21 protein-coding genes and 1 riboswitch are annotated in these 23,651 nt (G+C 35.0%); of the genes, 15 read left to right on the plus strand and 6 right to left on the minus strand.

The genetic code is table 11. From position 1 onward, the window contains the following. Nucleotides 1–21: 21 nt before the first annotated feature. From DRF57_RS12000 to DRF57_RS12030, 7 genes are all read left to right on the plus strand, one after another. Nucleotides 22–468, plus strand: a complete 447-nt coding sequence (locus tag DRF57_RS12000; protein ID WP_047492184.1) for a GNAT family N-acetyltransferase — start codon at nt 22–24, stop codon at nt 466–468. A 64-nt stretch (nt 469–532) separates the two neighbouring features. Continuing rightward, nucleotides 533–1,045, plus strand: a complete 513-nt coding sequence (locus tag DRF57_RS12005; protein WP_047492181.1) for a DinB family protein — start codon at nt 533–535, stop codon at nt 1,043–1,045. After that, a complete protein-coding gene (locus tag DRF57_RS12010) occupies nt 1,036–1,482 on the plus strand; it encodes a hypothetical protein (RefSeq protein WP_115918708.1) in 447 nt (148 codons plus the stop codon). Before DRF57_RS12005 ends, DRF57_RS12010 begins: the two co-directional genes overlap by 10 nt. A 1,145-nt stretch (nt 1,483–2,627) precedes the next feature. Beyond that, the gene (gene tnpA, locus DRF57_RS12015) at nt 2,628–3,056 is read left to right on the plus strand and encodes an IS200/IS605 family transposase (RefSeq protein WP_115918710.1); all 429 of its coding nucleotides are present in this window, start codon (nt 2,628–2,630) and stop codon (nt 3,054–3,056) included. A 309-nt stretch (nt 3,057–3,365) separates the two neighbouring features. Beyond that, nucleotides 3,366–3,914: an L-threonylcarbamoyladenylate synthase gene (locus tag DRF57_RS12020; protein ID WP_047492175.1), complete on the plus strand. Its 549-nt coding sequence runs from the start codon at nt 3,366–3,368 to the stop codon at nt 3,912–3,914. 98 nt (nt 3,915–4,012) lie between these two features. After that, nucleotides 4,013–4,360: a nuclear transport factor 2 family protein gene (locus DRF57_RS12025; RefSeq protein WP_115918712.1), complete on the plus strand. Its 348-nt coding sequence runs from the start codon at nt 4,013–4,015 to the stop codon at nt 4,358–4,360. Between the two features lie 38 nt (nt 4,361–4,398). Further along, nucleotides 4,399–5,817, plus strand: coding sequence for a CCA tRNA nucleotidyltransferase (locus tag DRF57_RS12030; RefSeq protein ID WP_115918714.1), 1,419 nt, complete (start codon nt 4,399–4,401; stop codon nt 5,815–5,817). A 156-nt stretch (nt 5,818–5,973) separates the two neighbouring features. Here the strand turns inward: DRF57_RS12030 and DRF57_RS12035 are convergent, their stop codons facing one another. The 3 genes from DRF57_RS12035 to pafA form a co-directional block, all read right to left on the minus strand. After that, complete coding sequence (locus tag DRF57_RS12035) at nt 5,974–7,032, minus strand: YncE family protein (RefSeq protein ID WP_115918716.1); 1,059 nt, start codon at nt 7,030–7,032, stop codon at nt 5,974–5,976. Between the two features lie 14 nt (nt 7,033–7,046). Further along, nucleotides 7,047–8,888, minus strand: a complete 1,842-nt coding sequence (locus DRF57_RS12040) for a TonB-dependent receptor plug domain-containing protein (RefSeq protein ID WP_115918718.1) — start codon at nt 8,886–8,888, stop codon at nt 7,047–7,049. 32 nt (nt 8,889–8,920) lie between these two features. Next, nucleotides 8,921–9,098, minus strand: a riboswitch (cobalamin riboswitch). Nucleotides 9,099–9,280: 182 nt separating this feature from the next. Next, complete coding sequence (gene pafA, locus DRF57_RS12045; protein ID WP_047492158.1) at nt 9,281–10,927, minus strand: alkaline phosphatase PafA; 1,647 nt, start codon at nt 10,925–10,927, stop codon at nt 9,281–9,283. A 104-nt stretch (nt 10,928–11,031) separates the two neighbouring features. On the opposite strand from pafA, the gene DRF57_RS12050 reads away from it, so the two are divergent. The 8 genes from DRF57_RS12050 to DRF57_RS12085 all read left to right on the plus strand — a co-directional run bounded on the left by DRF57_RS12050 (nt 11,032) and on the right by DRF57_RS12085 (nt 19,453). After that, on the plus strand, nt 11,032–11,817 hold the full coding sequence (locus DRF57_RS12050) for a hypothetical protein (protein ID WP_115918720.1): 786 nt from the start codon (nt 11,032–11,034) through the stop codon (nt 11,815–11,817). Nucleotides 11,818–11,846: 29 nt separating this feature from the next. Continuing rightward, complete coding sequence (locus DRF57_RS12055) at nt 11,847–12,239, plus strand: VOC family protein (protein WP_115918722.1); 393 nt, start codon at nt 11,847–11,849, stop codon at nt 12,237–12,239. Nucleotides 12,240–12,260: 21 nt separating this feature from the next. Then, nucleotides 12,261–12,797 carry a GNAT family N-acetyltransferase gene (locus DRF57_RS12060; RefSeq protein WP_047492150.1) on the plus strand — a complete coding sequence of 179 codons (537 nt, stop codon included), beginning with the start codon at nt 12,261–12,263 and terminating at the stop codon, nt 12,795–12,797. Between the two features lie 53 nt (nt 12,798–12,850). Beyond that, entirely contained in the window at nt 12,851–13,423 is a 573-nt protein-coding gene (locus DRF57_RS12065) for a Crp/Fnr family transcriptional regulator (protein ID WP_047492147.1), read from the plus strand. 54 nt (nt 13,424–13,477) lie between these two features. Further along, nucleotides 13,478–14,032 carry a putative glycolipid-binding domain-containing protein gene (locus DRF57_RS12070; RefSeq protein ID WP_157969889.1) on the plus strand — a complete coding sequence of 185 codons (555 nt, stop codon included), beginning with the start codon at nt 13,478–13,480 and terminating at the stop codon, nt 14,030–14,032. A gap of 648 nt (nt 14,033–14,680) precedes the next feature. Beyond that, nucleotides 14,681–17,797: a non-ribosomal peptide synthetase gene (locus DRF57_RS12075; protein WP_115918726.1), complete on the plus strand. Its 3,117-nt coding sequence runs from the start codon at nt 14,681–14,683 to the stop codon at nt 17,795–17,797. 111 nt (nt 17,798–17,908) lie between these two features. Beyond that, nucleotides 17,909–18,826, plus strand: coding sequence for an alpha/beta fold hydrolase (locus tag DRF57_RS12080; RefSeq protein WP_115918728.1), 918 nt, complete (start codon nt 17,909–17,911; stop codon nt 18,824–18,826). A 291-nt stretch (nt 18,827–19,117) separates the two neighbouring features. Next, nucleotides 19,118–19,453, plus strand: a complete 336-nt coding sequence (locus DRF57_RS12085; RefSeq protein WP_115918730.1) for a hypothetical protein — start codon at nt 19,118–19,120, stop codon at nt 19,451–19,453. A gap of 74 nt (nt 19,454–19,527) precedes the next feature. Here the strand turns inward: DRF57_RS12085 and DRF57_RS12090 are convergent, their stop codons facing one another. From DRF57_RS12090 to DRF57_RS12100, 3 genes are all read right to left on the minus strand, one after another. Next, nucleotides 19,528–20,454, minus strand: a complete 927-nt coding sequence (locus DRF57_RS12090; RefSeq protein WP_047492134.1) for a malate dehydrogenase — start codon at nt 20,452–20,454, stop codon at nt 19,528–19,530. Between the two features lie 120 nt (nt 20,455–20,574). Next, the gene (locus tag DRF57_RS12095; RefSeq protein WP_115918732.1) at nt 20,575–21,126 is read right to left on the minus strand and encodes a biliverdin-producing heme oxygenase; all 552 of its coding nucleotides are present in this window, start codon (nt 21,124–21,126) and stop codon (nt 20,575–20,577) included. Nucleotides 21,127–21,152: 26 nt separating this feature from the next. Then, nucleotides 21,153–23,345: an ATP-binding protein gene (locus tag DRF57_RS12100; RefSeq protein ID WP_115918734.1), complete on the minus strand. Its 2,193-nt coding sequence runs from the start codon at nt 23,343–23,345 to the stop codon at nt 21,153–21,155. Nucleotides 23,346–23,651 lie beyond the last annotated feature (306 nt).

Raw genomic sequence — 23,651 nt, forward strand, 5'->3', positions numbered from 1 at the left:
TTACATTATCACCAAATATTTATGAAAAATATAAGAAAAGCGGTCGCTAATGACCTCCCTCAATTAGCTGCATTATTTGACCAGTATCGGATTTTTTATCATAAAGAATCAGATATTCCTTCAGCAGAAAAATTTCTTCAGGAAAGACTTGAAAATAAAGACTCTGAAATTTTTGTTGCAGAGGAGAACAGTGAACTGACAGGTTTTGTACAATTATATCCCCTATTTTCATCTACAAGAATGCAGCGTTACTGGCTGCTTAATGACTTATACGTCAATGAAAATCACAGAGGAAAAGGGTATTCTAAAGCACTGATCGAAGCATCTAAAGAACTATGCAGATCATCAAAAGCCTGTGGTATATTACTGGAAACAGGTAAAAGTAATGATATCGGAAATCAATTATACCCTGCCTGTGGTTTTGAATTGTATGATTCCGTCAATTTCTATGAGTGGAGCAATTCATGATTATTTGTATACTGTACAGTCTTATAAAATTGCAAAACCTATCTAACTTAAAAAAAATAAAAACATGACAGATTTTCAAAAATATATTCAAAGATATTTAGATCAGGTGCCAACAGGAAACTGGTTGGCAGAATTAAAAATATCAGAAGAGAAAACAGTAGGAATTTATTCCAACCTTACAGAAGAACAATCCAGGTTTGCTTATGCCGAAGGCAAATGGACACTGAAAGAACTTCTGTTGCATTTATCAGATACCGAAAGAGTTTTTCAATACAGAATATTAGCCTTTGCAAGAGGTGACAAAAACAATCTTCCGGGATTTGATGAAAATGAATATGCCAATAACTCTTTCGCAGATGAAAGAACACCAGAGTCTCTGATCGAAGAATATAAACTGGTAAGAAAATCTTCTCAGATCTTATTAGAAAGTCTTAATCCCTCTGCTTTACAAAACACAGGAATCGCTAATGGCAACGAAATTTCAGTAGAAACCATTGGAAAATTGATCGTTGGACACAACTATCATCATCTGAATATTATTGAGGAAAGATATTTATCTAAGTTGGGATGGATGTAAAAAAGTGGATTCTGATTATAAGTTTATTAACCTTTTCTCTTTCTCTTTGTTTCACGGCTTTTAAAATTGAAGACTTAGGAAAGATTGAAGATTATAAGTCATATATATTATTCCTTGTAGGTCCAATCAGTTGTCTAGGTGGTGGGATATTAGAATTCTTTATCTGGACAGCAAATATTTGGTTTTTCATATCTATCATATTTAGTTATAAAAATTCTTATCTAATCTCCTTTGTAACTGGATTGATTGCTTCAGTAATCTCTGTTTCATTCTTTTTTTGGAAAGAAGTTTTAGCCGCTGAAAATGGAAGAATGGGAAGAATATACAGCCTTGAAATTGGTTATTTTTTATGGGTAGCTTCTATTTTATTGGTAACCTTTGGTTCCATTTATTTATGCATTAAATATAAATCCAATAGAACGACTCCATTATTCTAACTTGGGAAAATTTGTTTTTAAATCAGATGAGTTCATATAATAAGTTTTGGCTAAAGCCGGATGCATGTTTATTTTCCTGTTAAATGGGCTAAAGCCCATTTCTATTGAATTCAATACATAATGCATAACCATTTTGAAAATGTCTATTTCATTCTGGAATCATAAATCATTAATACAAAACATCTCCATCATCAATAGGAACGGGCTTTAGCCCGTTTTCCTATGAAAAAATCTTCCATTGGCTTTAGCCAAAGCCTAAAAAAATTAAAATACCATATCATTTACTCCTCAATTTTTTGTCTGATATTCCCCGATTCTCTACCCGTATAGTTTTGGCTAAAACCATATCATGTATATTTTTTTGTTAAATGGGCTAAAGCCCATTTCTATTGAATTCAATACATAATATCTAGCCATTTTGAAAATGTCTATTTCATTCTGGAATCATAAATCGTTAATATAAAACACATCCATCATCAATAGGAACGGGCTTTAGCCCGTTTTCCTATGAAAAAATCTTCCATTGGCTTTAGCCGAAACCTAAAAAAATTAAAATACCATATCATTTACTCCTCAATTTTTTGTCTGATATTCCCCGATTCTCTACCCGTATAGTTTTGGCTAAAACCATATCATGTATATTTTTTTGTTAAATGGGCTAAAGCCCATTTCTATTGAATTCAATACATAATATCTAGCCATTTTGAAAATGTCTATTTCATTCTGGAATCATAAATCGTTAATATAAAACACATCCATCATCAATAGGAACGGGCTTTAGCCCGTTTTCCTATGAAAAAATCTTCCATTGGCTTTAGCCGAAACCTAAAAAAATTAAAATACCATATCATTTACTCCTCAATTTTTTGTCTGATATTCCCTGATTCTCTACCCGTATAGTTTTGGCTAAAACCATATCATGTATATTTTTTTGTTAAATGGGCTAAAGCCCATTTCTATTGAATTCAATACATAATGTCTAACCATTTTGAAAATGTCTATTTCACCCTTGAATCATAAATCATTAATACAAAACATCTCCATCATCAATAGGAACGGGCTTTAGCCCGTTTTCCTATGAAAAAATCTTCCATTGGCTTTAGCCGAAACCTGAAAAAACATTATTTTTGGTTAAAACAACACAAATGTCATTTATCAAAATTTTTATTCATCTTGTTTTCTCTACAAAAAATAGAGCCCCCTTCCTTAATACCTTTGACATAAGAATAAAAGTATGGAAACATATTAAAGAATATACTACAGAAAAAGGAATCTTTCTAGATGTGGTTAATGGATATTCTGACCATTGTCATTGTCTTATTTCGTTGGGTTCGGATCAAAATATTGAGAAAATAACCCAATTAATAAAAGGTGAATCTTCTCATTGGATCAATAAAAACAAGCTTACAAAAGATAAATTTTCATGGCAGGATGAATATTTTGCAGTTTCCATTTCTGAATCAATGGTAGATCAGGTAAGGAATTATATTAAAAATCAAGAAAGACATCATCAGAAAAAGAGTTTTATTGAGGAATACAAAGAGTTTATTGAAAAATATAATTTTAAGGAATAAGTTTTGGCTAAAGCCAAATGCATATATCCTTTGTTAAAATGGGCTAAAGCCCATTTCTATTGAATTCAATACATAATGCATAACCATTTTGAAAATGTCTATTTCACCCTTGAATCATAAATTATTAATATAAAACATCTCCATCATCAATAGGAACGGGCTTTAGCCCGTTTTCCTATGAAAAAATCTTCCATTGGCTTTAGCCAAAGCCTAAAAAAAATTAAAATACAATATCATTTATTCCTCAATTTTTTGTCTGAAATTCCCAGATTCTCTACCTTTATAGACTGTTTTGAATTCAATACCATTATGGAACATATTATCGAAGTATTAAAATCCGGCGGAACAATTCTTTATCCTACAGATACTATTTGGGGAATTGGTTGTGATGCTACCAATATAGAGGCTGTCAATAAAATTTTTGACATTAAGAAGCGTGAAAAAAATAAATCCATGATTATTTTAGTGGAGTCTGAAAAAAGACTTCAGGATCTGGTGGATGTTCCGGAAATGGCATGGGAAATTATTGATCTTAGTGAAAAGCCGGTTACCATTGTTTATGAAAATCCCCGCGGATTGCCCAAAGAATTACTTGCCGAAGATGGCAGTATTGGTATCAGATTGGTAAAAAATGACTTTTGTAAAAAATTAATTACAAAATTGAATAAACCGTTGGTTTCTACCTCAGCTAATTTCAGTGGTGAGAAAAGTCCGTTGAAGTTTTCAGATATTTCAAATGAGATGATCAGTCTTGTAGATTATGCTGTGGAAGAAGATAGAGATAAAGTGTCAAAATATTCAGGATCTTCGGTGATCAAAATATGGAGTGACAACCGAATCAAAGTTCTTCGTGAATAAAATATATTGATCTGTTTATTTTAGAGTCTTGTCTGTTCATATCGGCAGGATTTCTTTTTTTAGTTCTATCTTTGCAAAATTCCAACTCATTACAATATATGATAAACCATAAAGATTTTGCCCGGGAGTGGATACATGTCTGGAATTCTCATGATTTAGAAGCTATTCTATCCCACTATTCTGATGATATTGAAATCACCACTCCAATGATTTCGATGGCTGCAGGAGGAAAGGAAAGTTCACTGCAGGGAAAAGAAGCCGTTCGTGATTACTGGAGAAAGGCGCTGGAAAAGTTTCCTAATCTTCACTTCGAGCTGATACAATCTACTGCAGGAGTTGATTCTGTTGCATTATTCTACAAATCTATTATGGACAAACAGGCTGTTGAAGTCATGTTTTTTAATGAAGAAGGAAAAATTAATAAAATGTATGCTCATTATGATTAATGGGTGATATGAGTACAACTTGACGCTATTTACTAACGATGAAAATTAATCTTAACCAAAATAAAAATTTAAAACTTTTCAAAATAATTTCTGAGGCTGCGGAAAAGAATAATCAGTCCGTATACATTGTTGGGGGCTATGTCCGGGATCTTTTAATGAAAAGAAAAGCTTCTACAGATATAGATTTTGTGACCGAACAAAATGGTATTGAGCTTGCTCAGACTGTAGCTCAGGATATTGATCCTAAACTAAAAGTTTCTGTGTTTAAAACATATGGAACGGCTATGATCAAATACAAGGACCTTGATCTTGAATTTGTAGGAGCGAGAAAGGAAAGTTATACTGAAAACAGCCGCAAGCCTGAAGTAGAAGGTGGAACATTGGAGGATGATCAGAAAAGAAGGGATTTTACCATCAACGCCATGGCCATTTCTTTAAATAAAGATAATTTCGGCGAACTGATTGATCCTTTTCATGGAATTGAGGATCTGGAAAAAGGAATTTTAAGAACTCCGCTAGAGCCTGCACAAACTTATTCTGATGACCCGTTAAGGATGATGAGAGCAGTAAGGTTTGCTTCTACATTACACTTTACCATTGAAGAAAATTCTCTGGAGGCTATCAAACAGGAAGCCAAAAGAATTGAAATTGTTTCCATGGAAAGAATCATGGTGGAATTTAACAAAATCATGCTGTCTGAAAAACCTTCTGTAGGATTAAGTTTAATGGAACAAACAGGCCTTTTAAAACTTATTATTCCTGAGCTTATAGAGCTTAAGGGAGTGGAAGAAGTGGAAGGGCAGACTCACAAAGATAACTTTTACCATACCCTAGAAGTTGTAGACAATATTTCTGTGAATACAGATAATCTTTGGTTGCGTTGGTCAGCACTTCTTCACGATGTGGGAAAAGCTCCTACTAAAAAATTTGTTGAAGGAACAGGATGGACATTTCATGGACATGAATTCTTAGGTTCAAAAATGGTAAAAGCTCTTTTTCAAAGACTTAAATTACCTTTAGGAAGCGATATGAAGTATGTTCAGAAAATGGTAAAGCTTTCCTCCAGACCTATTGCCTTGATCACGGATGATGCATCTGATTCGGCATTAAGAAGACTGTTATTTGATGCCGGTGAAAACCTTGAAGATCTTTTTACCCTTTGTAAGGCCGATATCACTACAAAAAATTCTAAAAAGCAGGATAAGTTTAAAAAGAATTTCGAATATGTGGCTGTCAAAATCAAAGAAGTAGAGGAAAAGGATCAGGTAAGGAATTTTCAGCCTCCTATTACCGGAGAAGAGATCATGGAAATGTTCCAGCTTAAACCAGGCCGTGAAATCGGTATCTTAAAAGAGAAGGTAAAGGAAGCTATTCTTGAAGGAGAAATTCCTAATGAAAAAGACGAGGCAACAAAATTTGTGATTGCTGAAGCAGAAAAATTAGGATTAAAAATATAAGTTTAAATCATAAAACCCCGGGCTGGAAAGATTTCCAGCCCGGGGTTTTTATTTTAATATGTGAATCAAAATCGGCCGGCTCTATGAGACCGACCGAAAAAAAACACAAATGATGAAAAAATAAAAATTTATGTATACAGGCCAGGGCCTTGTATGTTAGTTTTTATAGAAACCGTTTGTTCCGATTCCTGCTGTGAAGCTTCTCAATAGAGTTCCATTGCTTGCACTGTAAACATTCACTTTACTGTCTGCTGAAAAACTTGCGTCTGAGGCAAAGATTCTGCCATCAATTACATCAAATCCATATACATTACCTGTAGCAGTCATAATAGGAGTTGTTGGTACAGCAGCAGCACCAATAGTCATTCCGTATATTTTGTTGGTATCTGTAATAAAATAGAATTTATTATCCTCCCCTCTAAGCTTCTGAACTTTAGGGATAGGAAGAGTTGTTGTTGTAAACGTTCCATCTGCAGTATTGATCTTATAAATATAAGAATTAGTATCCCCGGACGCCAATGCATAAGCAGTTCCTTTATAAGAAATAAGATCTTTAATAATCCCGTTGGCAGGAAGAGTTACTGTTTGGCTCACTGTATTTGTAGACGGATTTATCACAGAGATAGTATATCCTGTTGCAATTGGATTCCAACTCGCGTCATATCCTGTACCATCAGTCTGTACAACAATTTTTCCTTCAGCTTCCACCACTTTTTCAGCAGCATTTGTAAAATCAATACTCTTTACATAAGAATTATCTCCTGTATTGTAAACATTCAGCTTTCTTTTATTAGTTGTAAAGTTGTTGTTGGTTACATAATATTGGTTTCCTGAGAAAGCGATATATCTTGCTCCATCAAGATTAGCGGTTACAGTAGCTTGTTTTTTGAAAGTATATCTGTTTACGATATCAATTTTATTGGGAACATTAGACACTAAATAAGCACGGTCTCCCTGAAAACCTATACTCTGAAGAACTTTCCCCAGAGGTTCACCATTGTTATTAGAAGCATAAATTTTGTCATACAGATTAGCAAGATTGCTGCTCACGAAAGAAACTTCAGCTGTAGTGGTTGTAAATCCGCCTTCATTGGAAATAAGCACTCCGGCTTCGTAAGTAACTGGCTGCTCTACAATGTCGCTATCGCTGCTACATGAAACATTGAAAAGTAACATGGAAGCAAACGCAAGAGGTAAAATTTTTCTGATATTCATATAATTAATTTATTTTAAAAATTGATAGTAAGGCTTATACTGTAATTTCGTCCGGGTAACGGATAGGAAAGCATCGTATAATAGGTTTCATTTAAAATATTATTTACTTTAAAACCGAGGGTATAATTTGTAAGAAATGTAGCTCCGGCACCGGCATTCATCACAAAATAAGGATCTAAAGCATCACTTCTTTTTTCATTGGAATCTGTATAGGTAAGCCCATTAAACATTCCCTGTACATATACCTTCACAAAATCATATTGGTAGTCTATACCTCCTGTAAATTTATGGAAAGGCACATACATCAGCTGTTTCTGAACATCAAGGTCTTTGGATTTTGTATAAGAATATCCAAGGTTTGATTTCAACATATGCTTTCCAAACTTTTTCTCAAATTCCAGTTGCGACTCTACTCCATAAGACTCTACTCTATTGGTATTGGTCGCTCCGTAATATCCTGAAGCTGTTGGAAGCCACCGGATCATATCACGGATATTCATATAGTAAGGAGCTACAGATAATTTAAAGTCTCCTAATTTAAACTGGTTTCTCCATTCAAACTGATAAGAAGTTTCCGGTTTTAAATCCAGATTTCCTCCTGGAGTCCAGTAAAGATCATTAAATGAAGGAGCCCTGAAGTTTCTTGAAATACTTAGCCCTACATCATACCATTTGTTGGCATTCCATTTTCCTGAAAAAGAAAATAAGACCGGCGAGCTGAAGTCTTCCACAAAATCTTTCTTGATTCCGGCTCCAAACCTTAAGTCTTTGGTAGGAAAATAACGAAGTAATCCGGCAATAGATCCAGCATTTCTACTGATATCACCTATTTTTGAACTTCCTTCGCCCTTACCTTTATTCACTTGAAATTCCCCGATAATATTGATATTCCATTTTGAATTGAGGAAGTAATTGAAATCATTTTTTAAAATATAATTCTTTCCGGCACCTCCACTGGTTTCTGGTCCTGTAATATCTCCAAAATACTGAAAATTTTCCTCGGTATAGGCTGCTTTAAATGAATTACTGAAACGCGTAGTATTCCAATCCCAAGCCATCAGGTTTCTGAAATTCTGGGTATGGTACTTTGTTTTGGTTTCCAGATCACCAAAACGAACAGGATAATGTTGCTTTCCGTTAAAAGTCTCCGATATCCATGAGATCTGATGATGGGGAGCAATTTTATAAGCTGCTGCTATATTGAAATTGGTATTATAGTATTTTCCGTTGTCATTCGTATACCTCTTTCCGCCCGCTTCTTCTACTTCATAATCATTCTGGCTTATTGAATGGCTTCCAGAAACTTTAAAGCTGAACTTATCATTACTGTAAGAACCTTTAACAACATTATTATAAGTATTAAAAGATGCAAATTCTGAAAACAGAGCAGCATGAAACCCTTTATTAAAATCAAGGCTGTTATTCAAATGAATACTCCCCCCGATGGCACCACTGCCGTAAATGACACTACCTCCACCAGGTTTAATTCCGATCTGGTCATATCCAAACAAGGCTATATTATTGACATCCCCTTGTCCTAAAAAACTGGAGTTAATATTAATTCCATTCCATACAAAAGCAGTCTGCTGGGCGGTAGTTCCCCTGAAAGAAGGTGAAGAAACAGCACCTCGTCCATTTTCTTTGATATAGACTGAAGATTGAAATCTCAGTAATTCGGAAAGGTTAGTTGAGTTTTTTTCAGCATCTTCATTGGTAATATTCGTTACATGATGGAAGAGCTTTACTTTGTTCATCTGGCTGTCGAATATATAAATAGTATCTAAGGCCTTCTCTTGTCCAAAAAGAAAGCAGCCATAAGACGAAAAAAGCAGTACTAAAGATCTTTTTATATCCATACTAATTTACTCTTCCTCCGAAAGCAATATATATTTTGATTATTATTCTGGCAGGTCTCCTGACTTTCGCCTTCTGTACCTTCCCGTTTTTACACAGTGGTTTTTTACAGAAACTTTTGTTGCGATTTACAGTTGCGGGGACAGTCCGGGAGTTCCACCCGATTCCCTTTTCATTCCAATATATTGGAAACCATAATTTTTGCAAAGATAGCTTTTTAAATGTATTAGACAAAAAGTGAAATACCGGATGAAAAATGAAGGCGTATGAATAAGGTGTAGAAAAATTCAAACATAAAAAACTTTTATAAAACCTGACCTTTATAAATACTATAAAAATAAAAGCTGCCTCCAATAGTTGAAGGCAGCCATTTATATATACTGATGTTGTTTGATTATTTACCCATCACTTCTGTAATTGGATTTCCAACATTTCCACTTGGGAACTGGATCTTCAATAAAGAAGAAACCGTAGGTGCAATATCTGTCATATGGTATTCTTTATTGCTTTCCCCATGTTGAACTCCCCAACCCATAAAAATCAATGGAATATGGGAATCATAAGAGTTCCAAACACTGTGTGTAGTTCCTGTTTTAGAATAAGGAGGAAGCATAGAGTCATGAGAGATTAACTGAATATCTCCACTTCTCTGTCTGTTGATCCCATTGATGATTCTTTGTTTGATAGGCTCCGGAATGCTGGCTTCCTGAACTCTGTCTACAGAAACAGCATATAAAACCGTAGGGTCTTTTTCAAGCTCTTTTACCGCAAAGTTTCTCACATCATCCAGTTCAAGTTTAGCATCTGTCAATACTTTTCTATCAAAATACACCTGATAATTGTCTATAGCATTGATTAAATTATCAGCCCCAAATTTTTCTTTCAGTTTCTGATTAAGATTTTTTTCCATTCCTTCTCCAAAAAAGCCTGTAGTAATTTTATGCTCTTTAAGGAATCCTACAGAATGAGCTCCTCCGTGGTCAGCTGAAAGAAAAACAGTATACTGCCCTTTTCCTACTTTTGAATCCAGGTAGCTGAAAAACTGAGCCAAATCCTGATCCAGTCTGATATAAACATCTTCAACCTCAATAGAATTCGGTCCATATTTATGACCGGCATAATCTGTAGAAGCCAAATTGATAGCTAAGAAGTCTGTAATATTGTCTCCACCCAACTGTTCTCCTTCTACAGAAGCTTCAGCCAGTTTTAATGTCAATGTATTTCCAAAAGGAGTATAACGGATATTATCTTTCTTTGTCTGATAATCTTTCGCCAGATTGGTATATGGGAATGTAGGTGTTTTGGCACTTCCCAATAGACCTTCCCATGAAGAATTGTCGGGTGAACTTTCTGTATACTGATTGATTGGAAGTAAGGTATTCCAACCGTTAGCCACCAATTTTTCAGGTAAATTCTGAGCATTGAATGATTGGATCCATTGTGGAAGCTCCTTCATATACCATGTACTTGTAATAAAGTTCCCGGTACTGTCGTCAAACCAGAAAGCTCCGTTCGGCGTATGTCCTGCCGGAAGAATAGAAGCACGGTCTTTCAGAGAAACTCCTATTACCTTACCCTGGAAATTCGTTGCCAGCCTCAGCTCGTCGGTTACTGTGGTAGACCATAGATTTTTTGGAGAGTGGCTTCCTGTTTTAATATTGGTAGTTCCTACCGGCTGAACGCTGTCATCTGCCGTACAGTACACTCCTTTACCTGTTTCCTTATCTGTCCAGTCGTTTCCTGCAATTCCGTGGATGGCAGGTACAGACCCGGTATAGATACATGTATGCCCCAAAGCGGTAATCGTAGGAACATAAGGAATATGTACATTATTTAAAGAATATCCTGTATTCAGCAACCTTTTGAAACCGTCATTTCCATATTTACCATAAAAACGGTATAAATAATCCCAACGCATTTGGTCTACTACCAAACCTACCACTAATTTCGGTCTTTCCAGTTGAGTATTTTTGTTCTTCTGCGCATTGATTGTAACTACGGACAAAACAGCAGCTGCCGCAATTGAAATTTTCCTAAGCATCCAAGTAAATTTTTATTGACCACAAATTTAAGGGTTTTGAATGTTTTGGAGTGTGAAATTTTATTTAATTTTGATCAATATTCAATTCACCAATCAATTCATCCATGATTTTAGGAGTATACTGGTATTTTAAATTTCCTGAAAATTTATATCATTTCAAATTTTTCAGCTTCATGCAGGGATATGGTGGTCATACCGATAGTCTTGCCGAACTGGAGACAAAAGTTCAGGTGGATGATATTAAAAATTTCCTCAACAGACTGGAAATTTTGAAAGCAAAATTCCCTCAAACCTATTTACAGCTAAAAATCAATGGTAATCAGGTGATGATTACCATCGGAGACGATCAGCTTTTTGATTATTACTTTCAGTTAGCTGCTGAAATGGAAGAGCTGCTGACAGATCAAAATGCAGTACTTTTGGATGGACATATTCCTTTTGAAGCTCAGTATACCAAAAACTATGATCCGGAAAGAGAAATATTCAGGACTATAGAACATCGGTTTATTCAGATGACAGGTTCTGATTTCAGGCAGAATAACGCTGAAAATTTTTCAATAAGAATTGACTGTAACCTTCCTCTGGTATACAAAAAAGATTGTATTAATGATTTAGCTGCAATATGCCGCGAAGAAAACCTCAGCGTATTTTATTACCATGATTTCGACTTTAATGATCAGTGTAATCTGATGCTCTTCTTTACCAATGGCAGACAGTATAAAGACCAGAGTATAGATGTTGATGTTAATTCCTTTGGAACGAAAATAAGGGAACTTAGCCAAAAATACCCGTTTCGCTTCGGTCATTTTGGAGGTATGAAATATTATCCGCTGAATGGGCCTCATATCGAACTGATGGTAGATGAAGACTATATTATTAAGAAAAAATAATTTTATCCAACAATTATTAAACCTATACTATGATCAAATTTAAATATGTCATCCTGTATGTAGAAGAGGTAGAAAAATCAATGAATTTCTACAAAAATACTTTTGATACAGAAATAAAATTCATCACTCCAGAAAAGGACTATGGTGAGCTGATAACCGGAGAAACTACTATTTCTTTTGCATCGATCAGTCTGGCCAGTTCCAATTTAAAAGAAGGTTTTTTGCCCTCGAAATCGGAAACTAAACCTTTCGGGATAGAACTGGGTTTTATTACAGATAATGTGGAAACATTGGTAGAAAAAGCCGTTAAAAATGGTGCCATTCTATATGAGAATATTACAGTAAAACCCTGGGGACAAAAAACAGCTTACATTAAAGATCTGGATAATTATCTGGTAGAGATCTGTACCGAAATGTCATAAACTTCCTATTAAAATCATTTTATGGAAATAAAAAAACTGGAAAAGCTTACCAACAATCCCTCCACAAATTGGGGGCACAATGGCTATACTACGGATACCATATATTCTGTCTCTTCCATAGAATATGCCGGTGTTTTTGAATTTACGGTAAAAGAAAAAGCTTTTTCCTATACCAAATTATGGGAAACAGAACTTGATGAGCTTGAAACCCTTAATACAGTTATTGAAAAAGGAAATTCTTTCGGAGCGTATATGAATCATGAGCTGGTAGGCTGGATTATTGGTGAGCAAAGAACCTGGAACAACAGCTTTTATATCGAAAACATCCTGATCCATGAGAAACACCGGAGACAGGGCGCAGGGATACAGCTGATCAAAAATGCCATTAAAGAAGCCAGAAGATTAAACTGCCGGGTTATTGAACTTGAAACCCAGAATACTAATTATCCTGCGATACAATTTTACAGAAGAATGGGCTTCAATATTACCGGTATGAACACAAGATTGTATAATAATTCCGACGAGATTGCCCTTTTTATGACGCTGGATCTGGAATAATAGGAAGGAAATCATATTAATCTTTTAATAATTTTAAGAGCAAAAAACTAAGCATGGAAAACCTATTAAGCTATCTCCGTTCTCTCACTCCTTTTTCTGATGAAAGCTGGTCTTTGCTCCAGCCTGCCCTTTCTGAAAAAAGTTTTAAAAAAAATGAACTTATGCTGCGGGAAGGAGAGGTTTGCCATTCTCTGTTCTTTATTGATAAAGGATTTTCTAAAACATATTATGAGATAAATGGAGTGACAAAGAACACCGGATTTTTCTTTGAAAATGAAATAGCTACCAATATCAGCAGCTTTGGCAGTGGACAACCATCTGAGTTCAATATGGCTGCATGTGAAGAAGTACATACAGTTATTTTCAATAAAGAAAAACTGTTCACAATTGCTAAAGAATCTCATGAAATTGAAAGCCTGGGACGTCATTGTATCCGTCAGTTTGCTACAAAACAGGAAGAGTTTTCCAATCTTTTCAAACTCTATTCTGCTCAGGAAAGGTTGGAATATCTTGAAAACAGATACCCAGAAATGCTACAGCGGATATCACTTACCCAACTGGCATCTTTCTTAGGCGTAGCAAGGGAAACATTAAGCAGGATCAGGAAACGAAGAATCTCCCATTAATCACTATTTCGTTCAATGTATTCTAAAACAAATCATACAATACACCAAAGTAAAATGAAAACATTAATATGGCAAGGAATAATTTATCAGTCTCTCGAATATTTCAATATACAGGAGGATGATAAAAACTACACCGTAACATCAAAAATCGTCGGCTGTTACCAGGATAAAATGTATACTGTAGATTATCAACTCATCCTTAATAAAGATTGGACAATGCTGGAATTTTTAATTGAATCTGAAGTCAATACCATAAAGACTAAGATAACAGGAAAAAAACAACAGGATCATTGGGAGATCAATGACCTTATACATCCTGATTTGAAAGGGTTTAAATATATCGATATCTCTTTAACCCCTTTTACCAATACATTGCCAATAAATAATTTGATTCTAACTGAAAACCATCCGCAGAAGATCGAAGTTATTTATATTGATATTTTAAACAATCATATTAAACCAGCCAAGCAACAGTATACCCAAACAAGTCCTACAGGATATCTGTACGAAAATATTGAGACCGACTTTAAAGCTGACATCTTAGTGGATGAAGATGGATTGGTCATCCATTATCCCGGGTTGTTTAAAAAAATTGCTGAGCTTGCTTAAATCTTATATAACCGACAATTTAATACTACATGATTGTTTAAGTCATGACAATAAAAACCAGCTCTAATTTTACGAAAAGTAATTCCAGATTCTAAATCTCATAATTTTTCAGCAGTAACCTCCTACTTAAACAATAATTATTTATTCTTAAACCATAAAATAAATATGTTAAAAAATAAATCAATATTAATAGAAATATTACAATTTTTATCAATATATTTACATATCATTAAATAATCAAGATTGTACCCCGTTCTTTCTAAGAATAAAAATGTGAATATTCCCTTTAAGTGATCGCGAATTTCACTTTATCCTTCATTAATTTTCCAGCGAAAAAAATTCTATTTTATTCTTACAGAAACACTCATTTTTTTGTTACTATTTCCTGTCACTAACCATGAAAACCACAAAAAAAGATGATACACAATCCCATAAGAGATGAAAATCTGAAAATATTTTCTGAATTTAAATTCAGTACCCATCATTTTATCTCAGACGTTTAAAATTAATAGAGTCAATAAATAAAATAACTGATTGACTCAACATTTTTCTATCATTTCATTAATTAAAACATACTGATTCTGCTCTTACTTTTTAAGAGTACAGCATATCTTTTATCAATATTTTTAAAAACCCATATCACAAACCATGAACTTAAATGCATTACCTGATCCAAAAATGATCAAAGGACAACTTATTCAGGATGAACAACTAAAACAGATCCTTGAATTCAATCACACCTCGAATGACACTTATCCTCTACACAAAACTATTATAGATTTGATAGAAGAACAGGTAAAAATGGTTCCGGATAAAACCGCCATCATTTACCAGAACAAAGAACTTACTTACCGCGAAATGGACGAAATGGCCAATCAGCTAGCCAACCATATGATGAGGATCGTTTCCATACAACCAGATGACCGTATAGGCCTTATGATTGACCGTAGTGAAAAGCTTATTATTTCACTTTTAGCTATTATGAAAACAGGAGCGGCCTATGTTCCAATGCCTCCTTTATACCCTGAGGACAGATTGAAAAATATAAGCAGTGAAAGTAAAATATCATTGTTACTAACTGAAAATGCTTTTGAAAAGACGGCAAAGGAAGTGGCTGAAAAATCTTTATGCTGGGAAAATGTATACTGGGAAACAATGTCTTCAGAAAAACCTGAAAGAACATTGAAACCCCATCATCTGATGTACGTTATGTTTACCTCCGGTTCTACTGGAGGGCCCAAAGGAGTAGCCGTGGAACATATCAATGTGGTTAATGCATTAAGTTATTTCATAGAAAAGGTAATTCCCGGATCTGCAGGACATATGCTTGCCGTAAGCACCTACGCTTTTGACATTTCTGTTCTGGAAATATTTTCAATACTCATGACCGGAAACACACTGGTTGTCGCTTCACAGGAAGATCAGCTGAATCCCGAAGCTATAGTCGAATTACTTTTAAAATATAAAATCACGGTAGCTCAGACCACACCGAGTACCTGGTCTATGCTGGCAGACACCGTAAATTGGGAGAAAATAGAACCCATGATGATCATTTGTGGCGGAGAGTATTTATCCCCTGCATTAGGCAAAACATTATTAAAAGGAAAACACACCATATGTAATGTTTATGGACCCACAGAAACCACGATCTGGGTAACGTCAAAAATTATAAAATCAGAAGAGGACCTTATGACCATCGGAGGCCCTATTGCCAACACTGATATTTATATTATGGAAAATGATCAAATTCTACCGATCCATGAAACCGGTGAAATTTGTGTGGGTGGTATAAATCTAAGCAGAGGATATTTTGGACATCAGGAACTCACTGATTCCAAATTTATAGACCATCCATTAAAAAAAGGAGAAAAAATATATAAAACAGGTGACCTTGGCAAATGGGTCCCTAACGGAGAAATAGAATATGCAGGCAGAATAGATGATCAAGTTAAAATCAGGGGATACCGTATTGAGCTTCAGGAAATAGAAGAAAATATTTCAAAACTGAAAGGTGTAGGAAAAGCAGTGGTAAAAGTAAAACCTGAAAGCGATTATGATAAAAAATTAATCGGATTTTTAGAATATCCCGGAATGCCCCTTGATGATAAAAATAAAAATCTGCTGATTAAAAACTTCCGTGAGCAGCTTAAACAGACCCTACCTGTTTATATGATTCCCCATGACTTTGTGATCATGGAAAAACTCCCTATAAATTCGAATGGAAAAATTGACAAGAAGGCTTTATTGGACAATTATAAAAAAGCATTCGTTTCTGTAGACGAGAAAAAAGAGTTCAGAAACAATTATGAAAAAACAATATTCGGAATCTGGACAGAAATTTTACAATACCCATTCATTGAGGTTACTGATAATTTTTTTGAACTGGGGGGCCATTCTTTGCTCCTGGCTAAACTCTATAACAGGTTACCCAATTCTTATCGCGACAGAATATCACTACAGGATCTGTTTATTCACAAAACAATTGAATCACAAGCAAATATTATAGAAAACAGGACCAGGCAGAATATTTCTCATCAGGATGATGCTCAAAATGAAAGTATGATCAAGCAGCTCTTAGAAGATGCCCAGCTTGTCCCTGAAATCTCTGTAACCGATGGTGATATAGACGCTTCAGTAATGAACTCTCCTCAAAATGTACTGCTGACAGGAGCCAATGGTTTTGTGGGAGTGCATATTATTGATGAACTGATGAAGCAAACTGAAGCCACCGTCTATTGCCTTATTCGGGGAGAAAATGAACAGATTGCATTAAAACGTTTACACCAGGCATTTGAACAGTTCTTACTTCCTACCCATTGGCTGACAACAGGGAGGATAAAAGTGGTAACCGGAGATTTAAACAACCCTTTACTGGGTCTGGGAGAGGAACAATTTAATTATTTAGCAAAAACAATAGACTGCATTTATCATTCAGGGAGTTCTGTGAATTTTATTGAACCTTATTCCATTATCAGAAAAGCTAATATTCTGGGACTTCAGGAAGTCATTAAATTTGCAGCAGCTGAAAAAGTAAAACCGGTTTCATTATTTTCTACAAGCGCAGTCTTTAGCTTTGGCCATCAGTTTACCCATAAAAAATGGGTGTATGAAAATGATGATATCCATCAGGATTTGCAGGCGGTAAGCCGAGATTTGGGGTATGTACAGAGTAAATGGGTAATGGAACAGATTATGCAAAAGGCAGAGGAAAAAGGAGTTCCGGTGATTGTTTTCCGACTGGGATACGCATTGAGTAATTCACAGACAGGCTCTACAGCCGTCTATCAATGGTGGGGAGCATTGGTAAAAAGCTGTATCGCCAATAAGGCTTACCCTACTATTTTAGGCTTCAAATCTCAATTGGTTCCGGTAGATTATATGGCCAAATCAATTGTTCATATATCCCGACAGAAAAATGCTTTGGGCAAGAAATTCCATCTGACTCCTCTAGCCGAAAGAGATGTTTCTATCACAGATTTTTTTGACAGGATCAATCAATACTTCGGATTTGATATGAAACCCCTTCCCTATAATGAATGGCTGGATACATGGAAAAATAATGAGGAAGATCCACTATACCCCCTGTTGGGAATGTTCACAGATAAAGTATATGGAAAAGCAACTTTAAAAGAGGTATATAAAAACACCTACTATTATGATGCAGAAAATACTCTCGATTTTATAAAGGACAGTGATATGCCATATCCCCCATTGATCAACAAAGATATTCTGGAACCCTATCTTAAATATTTAGCCGTTCTGTAATTATATCATCAATAATTAGAAAAAGGCTCAACTTTCACCGTTGAGCCTTTTTTAAGAAAAATAATTCATAAAAAAAAGTAATAAACAGGTTCTCTCAACTGTTATTAGTATATGAAAACCATCTCGCTACTCCTCTGTTTCTTCTTATCTATCATTTCTGTTTCTGCCCAAGGCAACAGTTCTGAAGGCTTTTTTGAAACCTCCGACCATATCAAAATAAAATATAAAGTCTCCGGAAAAGGAGAAGCCTGCATCTATGTTCCGGGAGGACCCGGACAGGGATATCCCTCATTTGAACTGATGGGAGGAAATAACCTTGAAAAAAACATGAAAATGATCTATATGGATCAGCGCGGCTCCGGGGGATCAGCTCAGGCAGAAAACTATCACCTTGACAAAATGATCCAGGATATTGAAGAGCTGAGACAACATATGAAACTGAACAGGGTTTTCTTACTGGCACATTCTTTTGGAGGGATTATTGCGGTGAATTATGCTAAAAAATATCCTCAATATACAAAAGGACTTATCCTAGCCAATGTCACGTTACATTTTCTCAATGATGAATCACTAAAAGAACAGATTCAATATGGAAATGAACTCCTCCACATTCCTGCCAAAGACATTTCTAAAGACAGCCTTCAGTCAGAAATTGCAAAAGTCAGCAGCTTAATGAGAAAAAAGCGTATCGGGTATAAATTTCTTACCGATGATATTGAAACCATTAAACAAATGGATAAAATAGACTCTCTTCATCCAAGGATCATCGATTTCGGGATGGCTGTGATTACAAAGCCCAAAGAATACCCTGAATATTATACGGATTACACCCTGCTTACAAAAGACATCAGAGTCCCGGTATTAATTATTACAGGAAAAAAAGATAAAGCCGTAGGAACAAAGCATTATCAAACCTTTCAGTTTCCCAATCAGAAAGTAGCTTCCATTGATGGCGGACACCTGCTGTATTATGAAAAGAACATTCAGTTTATCAATAATGTATGGAACTTTGTGAATCACCATAGATAAGATACATTTTGCCATCCTTCAGGATATTTTTACCTTTGGATAAATCTAAGAAAGTATAAATGGTGACGAAATCAAAGAGGCCACTCTTGCTTTCAAAACTAAAATTAAATGTCTGGAATTTTAGTACAATCAATTGATATGGGGTAAACTTATAAGAAATGGTGTTTATTCAAATAGATACTTGAAAAAGTAAATAATATATTGCAGCTTTCTTTGGACCAAGTACGGATAAAATTATAAGTACAATGGGAAGTAATTACAGGAATTACCTATCCTAATGATGTATAAATTATGAAACTTATTAAAAATTACATAAAATATTTTTTTCTTGCTATATTTTTCGTTGTTCTTTATTTAGCTTTTTTTCATGAAAAAATTGCCAAAAACAATCTAATTGATTATGAAATGTACGCAAAAGTCACTAATATTTATAGAGATAAAAATGAACATAACTTTTTATTTGTAAGATACTCTAATGGTTCAGTTGAATTATTAGAATACCCATATAAAATAGGTGATTCTATATCTAAAAAGAAAGGTGATTCTATAGAATACATATTTAGGAATGACACTATTCTAAAAAATAACTTGATTCAACAAGCTAGAAAAAACAAATTAGTAAATTAAACAAAAAAAAAACAGACTGTTCTTCTCGGAACAGTCTGTTTATATTTTCAAACCAGCTTAAAGCCGGGTAATGATTAGAATTTCAAATCTCCATTCACTTCTCTTACTGCATTTGCAGCTTCAGCGAATTTCAATTGCTCTTCAGCAGTTAAAGTAACGTTTACGATTTTCTCTACTCCGTTTGCTCCAATGATAGCAGGAACTCCTAAGCAGATATCGTTTTGACCGTACTCACCTTCAAGCATTAAAGAACAAGGGATCATTTTCTTTTGGTCACATGCAATAGCCTGAACCATTACAGAAACCGCTGCACCTGGTGCATACCAAGCTGAAGTTCCTAATAGTTTAGTAAGCGTAGCTCCTCCTACTTTAGTTTCTTCAATTACATATTTTTGTTTTTCTTCGTCTAAGAATTCAGTTACAGGAACCCCGTTTCTTGTCGCTTTGCTCAATAATGGAAGCATACCTGTATCACTGTGAGCAGCGATTACCATTCCGTCCACATCAGAAATAGGGCTTTCTAATGCTTCAGCCAATCTGTATTTGAATCTTGCAGAATCCAAAGCACCACCCATTCCGATGATTTTGTGCTTAGGAAGACCTGAAGTTTTATGCACTAAATAAGCCATCGTATCCATTGGGTTAGAAACTACGATGATGATTACTTCCGGAGAATGTTTTACTAAATTTTCAGTAACATCTTTTACGATTCCTGCGTTGATACCAATCAACTCTTCTCTTGTCATTCCAGGTTTTCTAGGAATACCTGAAGTAATCACTGCTACATGAGAACCTGCAGTTTTGCTGTAATCTCCTGTTGTTCCGGTAATTTTTGTATCGAATCCGTTCAGCGACGCTGTCTGCATCAAATCCATTGCTTTACCTTCAGCAAATCCTTCTTTAATATCTACTAAAACTACTTCTGAACAGAAGTTCTTCATTGCGATGTATTCTGCACAGCTTGCTCCTACAGCGCCTGCACCTACTACAGTTACTTTCATATTGTATACTTTTTAAATTATTTATTTTTTAAGTTAAGTTTAAAATTGAAACTCCCCAAATTTAACAATTCCTGAAAAAGTGGGCAATTTTTCAGGAATTTTATTAGGTATTAAAAGAAATTAATTGACGTTCAGTAAAAACGAGTATAATTTTTTCGCGCCGGATAGGACTTCATTGTAGTTTTCTTCACGAACTTCAGTATCCAGCACCTCCTTAAAATTCTTCCACATAGGTCCTGTATTTTCCTGATAACACCCGAAAAAATTGAAGGTAACCTCATCAAAACCTTCTGTTTTAGAAAGCTGCTTGGCGATTACGTTTCCTCCCAATGTAGAACCTTCAATTACATACATTGCTCCCAACGCTTCATGTTCATTATTAAATTCCAGATCATGGGAAACTTCCTGACTGTTCAGGGAAAGGCTTTTCAGGTCTTTTTCAATAAGAGAGAGTTTCTTTCTCTCGTTGAGTTGAAGTTTTTCCGAATATTTCTCAGAAAGACTGGTGAATATTTTATCCTCGCTGTGAAGAAGCATCAGATAATTGGTATGAATGATTTTTTTATAATCTTCTAAAGTGAAAGTTTTATTAAAAATTTTTTCAGAATTAAAAAGCTTTTCTGCTGCATCGTGATAATTGGCTGTATTCTGTTTTAAATATTCTGATACCATAATAACGTTTTAAAAGTTTCTCAAATTTAAGGCTTTTTAAACGTTAAAATGAAAGAAGTCCCTTCTTTATTGCTCTCAAAATCTACATTCCCACCAATTCTTTTCATAATCCGATGAACAATAGACAACCCTATTCCATTTCCTTTGAATTTCTTCGCATTTTCCATCCTGTTGAAAATTTTAAACATTTTATGCTTCTCCTCCTCAGGAATTCCGATGCCGTTATCTGAAATTCGGTACACAATAGCAGAACCATCCTCTACCCCTTCAATCTCCACTTTTGGCTGATCTTTATGGGAAGAGTATTTTACAGCATTGTTGATAATATTTAAAAATACCTGATGAAGCATGGTTTTATCCCCCATTACATCAGGGCAGTCTTTAATGATGATTTCACTTTTCGAACTTCCATACGTCATCTTAGCATTTTCAGAAATCTTATGAATGGTATGTCCGGTTTTCAGGGTTTCAAGCTGGATCTCACTGTGTTTGGCACGGCTGAGCTGCAATACATCATGCATCATCTCCGCCATAGTATCAATTTCCTCAATGATCGTATGGATCTTCCCTTTACTTTTTTCAGAATCGTCAGCTAAATTTCCCAAAAGCATCTGTGCATTAAGCTTCATCACGGTCAGAGGAGTTCCTAAATCATGGGAGATAGTATAAGAAAAACTGTCCAGTTCTTCGTTTACTTTTTTAAGCTCATCATTCAGTCTTTTGATCGCAATATAATTTTTGTGGGAACTTTCCAGGATCAGGTCGCGGATTGCATGAACAGAACTTATATTTCGGGAATTCCATCTTTTAGAATGACCTTTTATGTTTTCTGTAAAAATCTGAAAAGAAGTTCTCGGAGAAACAATCTGTTTTTCTTCCCCATTTTGAGAAAATACCCCGATGTTCTTTGCAGGGTTTCCTGCCCAGTTAATGTGCTCATCAAATTCTTTCCGGAACCAGATCAGCATTTCTTTTTTGTCCCTGTCAATAAAATAGATAATCACGCCTGCCTCATTTTCAGACAAACCTAATTTCTCACCATAATCTTTCAGAAAACTTCGGCTTATATAAATCGTGTTTTCGCAGTTTTCAAAAGCCCATTCTACAATGGTATTGATCGTCTCATAATCCGGAGTAACTCCGTCTGTCACTATATTTTCATCCGAAATAACCACAAGACCGTCAGCTTCCGGCAAATCCTTTATTTCCGTTTTATTTTCGGACAGCGAATCCAGTAGATTATTATGTTTTAAAAAATCCGTTTTAAGATGGGATAATTTCTCATTCAGTTCCAGGCGGTAATTCAGTTCATTTTTAGATTTAAAAGATGAATAGGCATTCGCGGCCAGAGCCGTAAAAATACCGGCCTGTACCCTGTCTTCAAGGTCAATATGCTTGGCCTCAATATTCTGACAGGTAACCAGCCCCCAAAGGTGATCATCAATGATAATGGAAATACTGAAACTGGAAGATACTCCCGAATTTTTAAGATACTGCCCATGAATAGGAGACATTCCCCTTGAAGCCGCAAAACTGAGATCAATATATTTCTCTGCTTTACTTAAAAGAGGAACCGTTTCAGCATCAACATTGCTGAATATTCTTTTTCGTTTTTTAAGATAAAGCTCCCTTGCCTGCTTGGGTATATCAGATTCCGGGTAATGAAGTCCCAGAAAGCTTTCCATAGTATCCCCTTTTTTTTCTGCGATCACTTTTCCCGAACCATCCATCATAAATTTATACACCATCATCCGGTCATAATTCACAACCTTGGAAAGTGTTTCCAACAGATGATTCCAAAGCTCCTGCTGGTTATCTATAGTATAAAAATTGTCATATTTGTTGGATATCCGCTTATTGGGATTGATCAGGACTTCTTCAAATTCTAAAAAGATATACCCTCCGCTTTTAAAAACAGAAAAGTGATATTCTTTATCATCAATAAAAATCTTATCGAAATATGTTTCATTCTCCCTTCTGGTAAATTTATCCAGCGAAGTATAAATATCTGAATCAATAATGCTTTGAAAACTTTCAGGAAAGTCCGTGAGTTTTCTGTTGAAAAGTTCATCTGAACTCTCAATATTCAATATATCCAAAATATTCCTGCTGAAAAAAGTAATGGAATGGGATTCCGCATCAATGCCAATCAAATAGCCAAAACTCTGTATATAGCCTGGAATATGGATGGGTTCCTCATGGCACTCTACAAAATTCATAATATGTCTGTCAGTCAATCTATCAAAGATAGGTCTTTTTTTCTACAGCGGGAGCTGTGTGGTATCTATTTTCCTTTGTTTCAGGCTATAATCTCCATCTGTCATGCTTCTCAACTCACTACAAATCACTTTGAAACATTCTTTATTTTACCCCTGTTTTAATAAGATATCTCTAAAATATACAAAAAAAAATCTAATAATAATGTTAACCATCCATACTTCATGATTCATAACATGAATTACACATTATCAGTTAAAATAATTGTGACATTTAAACAATTTTAACTAAATTCATATCACCAAATA

Origin of the sequence: Chryseobacterium rhizosphaerae (genome assembly GCF_003385455.1) — a bacterium.
Taxonomy (GTDB): domain Bacteria; phylum Bacteroidota; class Bacteroidia; order Flavobacteriales; family Weeksellaceae; genus Chryseobacterium; species Chryseobacterium rhizosphaerae.

What these genes read in the sequence shown, in the direction of transcription:
- DRF57_RS12000 (WP_047492184.1), top strand. Translation starts at nt 22, where the DNA reads ATGAAAAATATAAGAAAAGCGGTCGCTAATGACCTCCCTCAATTAGCT.
- DRF57_RS12005 (WP_047492181.1), top strand. Translation starts at nt 533, where the DNA reads ATGACAGATTTTCAAAAATATATTCAAAGATATTTAGATCAGGTGCCA.
- DRF57_RS12010 (WP_115918708.1), top strand. Translation starts at nt 1,036, where the DNA reads ATGGATGTAAAAAAGTGGATTCTGATTATAAGTTTATTAACCTTTTCT.
- tnpA (WP_115918710.1), top strand. Translation starts at nt 2,628, where the DNA reads ATGTCATTTATCAAAATTTTTATTCATCTTGTTTTCTCTACAAAAAAT.
- DRF57_RS12020 (WP_047492175.1), top strand. Translation starts at nt 3,366, where the DNA reads ATGGAACATATTATCGAAGTATTAAAATCCGGCGGAACAATTCTTTAT.
- DRF57_RS12025 (WP_115918712.1), top strand. Translation starts at nt 4,013, where the DNA reads ATGATAAACCATAAAGATTTTGCCCGGGAGTGGATACATGTCTGGAAT.
- DRF57_RS12030 (WP_115918714.1), top strand. Translation starts at nt 4,399, where the DNA reads ATGAAAATTAATCTTAACCAAAATAAAAATTTAAAACTTTTCAAAATA.
- DRF57_RS12035 (WP_115918716.1), bottom strand. Translation starts at nt 7,032, where the DNA reads ATGAATATCAGAAAAATTTTACCTCTTGCGTTTGCTTCCATGTTACTT.
- DRF57_RS12040 (WP_115918718.1), bottom strand. Translation starts at nt 8,888, where the DNA reads ATGGATATAAAAAGATCTTTAGTACTGCTTTTTTCGTCTTATGGCTGC.
- pafA (WP_047492158.1), bottom strand. Translation starts at nt 10,927, where the DNA reads ATGCTTAGGAAAATTTCAATTGCGGCAGCTGCTGTTTTGTCCGTAGTT.
- DRF57_RS12050 (WP_115918720.1), top strand. Translation starts at nt 11,032, where the DNA reads ATGATTTTAGGAGTATACTGGTATTTTAAATTTCCTGAAAATTTATAT.
- DRF57_RS12055 (WP_115918722.1), top strand. Translation starts at nt 11,847, where the DNA reads ATGATCAAATTTAAATATGTCATCCTGTATGTAGAAGAGGTAGAAAAA.
- DRF57_RS12060 (WP_047492150.1), top strand. Translation starts at nt 12,261, where the DNA reads ATGGAAATAAAAAAACTGGAAAAGCTTACCAACAATCCCTCCACAAAT.
- DRF57_RS12065 (WP_047492147.1), top strand. Translation starts at nt 12,851, where the DNA reads ATGGAAAACCTATTAAGCTATCTCCGTTCTCTCACTCCTTTTTCTGAT.
- DRF57_RS12070 (WP_157969889.1), top strand. Translation starts at nt 13,478, where the DNA reads ATGAAAACATTAATATGGCAAGGAATAATTTATCAGTCTCTCGAATAT.
- DRF57_RS12075 (WP_115918726.1), top strand. Translation starts at nt 14,681, where the DNA reads ATGAACTTAAATGCATTACCTGATCCAAAAATGATCAAAGGACAACTT.
- DRF57_RS12080 (WP_115918728.1), top strand. Translation starts at nt 17,909, where the DNA reads ATGAAAACCATCTCGCTACTCCTCTGTTTCTTCTTATCTATCATTTCT.
- DRF57_RS12085 (WP_115918730.1), top strand. Translation starts at nt 19,118, where the DNA reads ATGAAACTTATTAAAAATTACATAAAATATTTTTTTCTTGCTATATTT.
- DRF57_RS12090 (WP_047492134.1), bottom strand. Translation starts at nt 20,454, where the DNA reads ATGAAAGTAACTGTAGTAGGTGCAGGCGCTGTAGGAGCAAGCTGTGCA.
- DRF57_RS12095 (WP_115918732.1), bottom strand. Translation starts at nt 21,126, where the DNA reads ATGGTATCAGAATATTTAAAACAGAATACAGCCAATTATCACGATGCA.
- DRF57_RS12100 (WP_115918734.1), bottom strand. Translation starts at nt 23,345, where the DNA reads ATGAATTTTGTAGAGTGCCATGAGGAACCCATCCATATTCCAGGCTAT.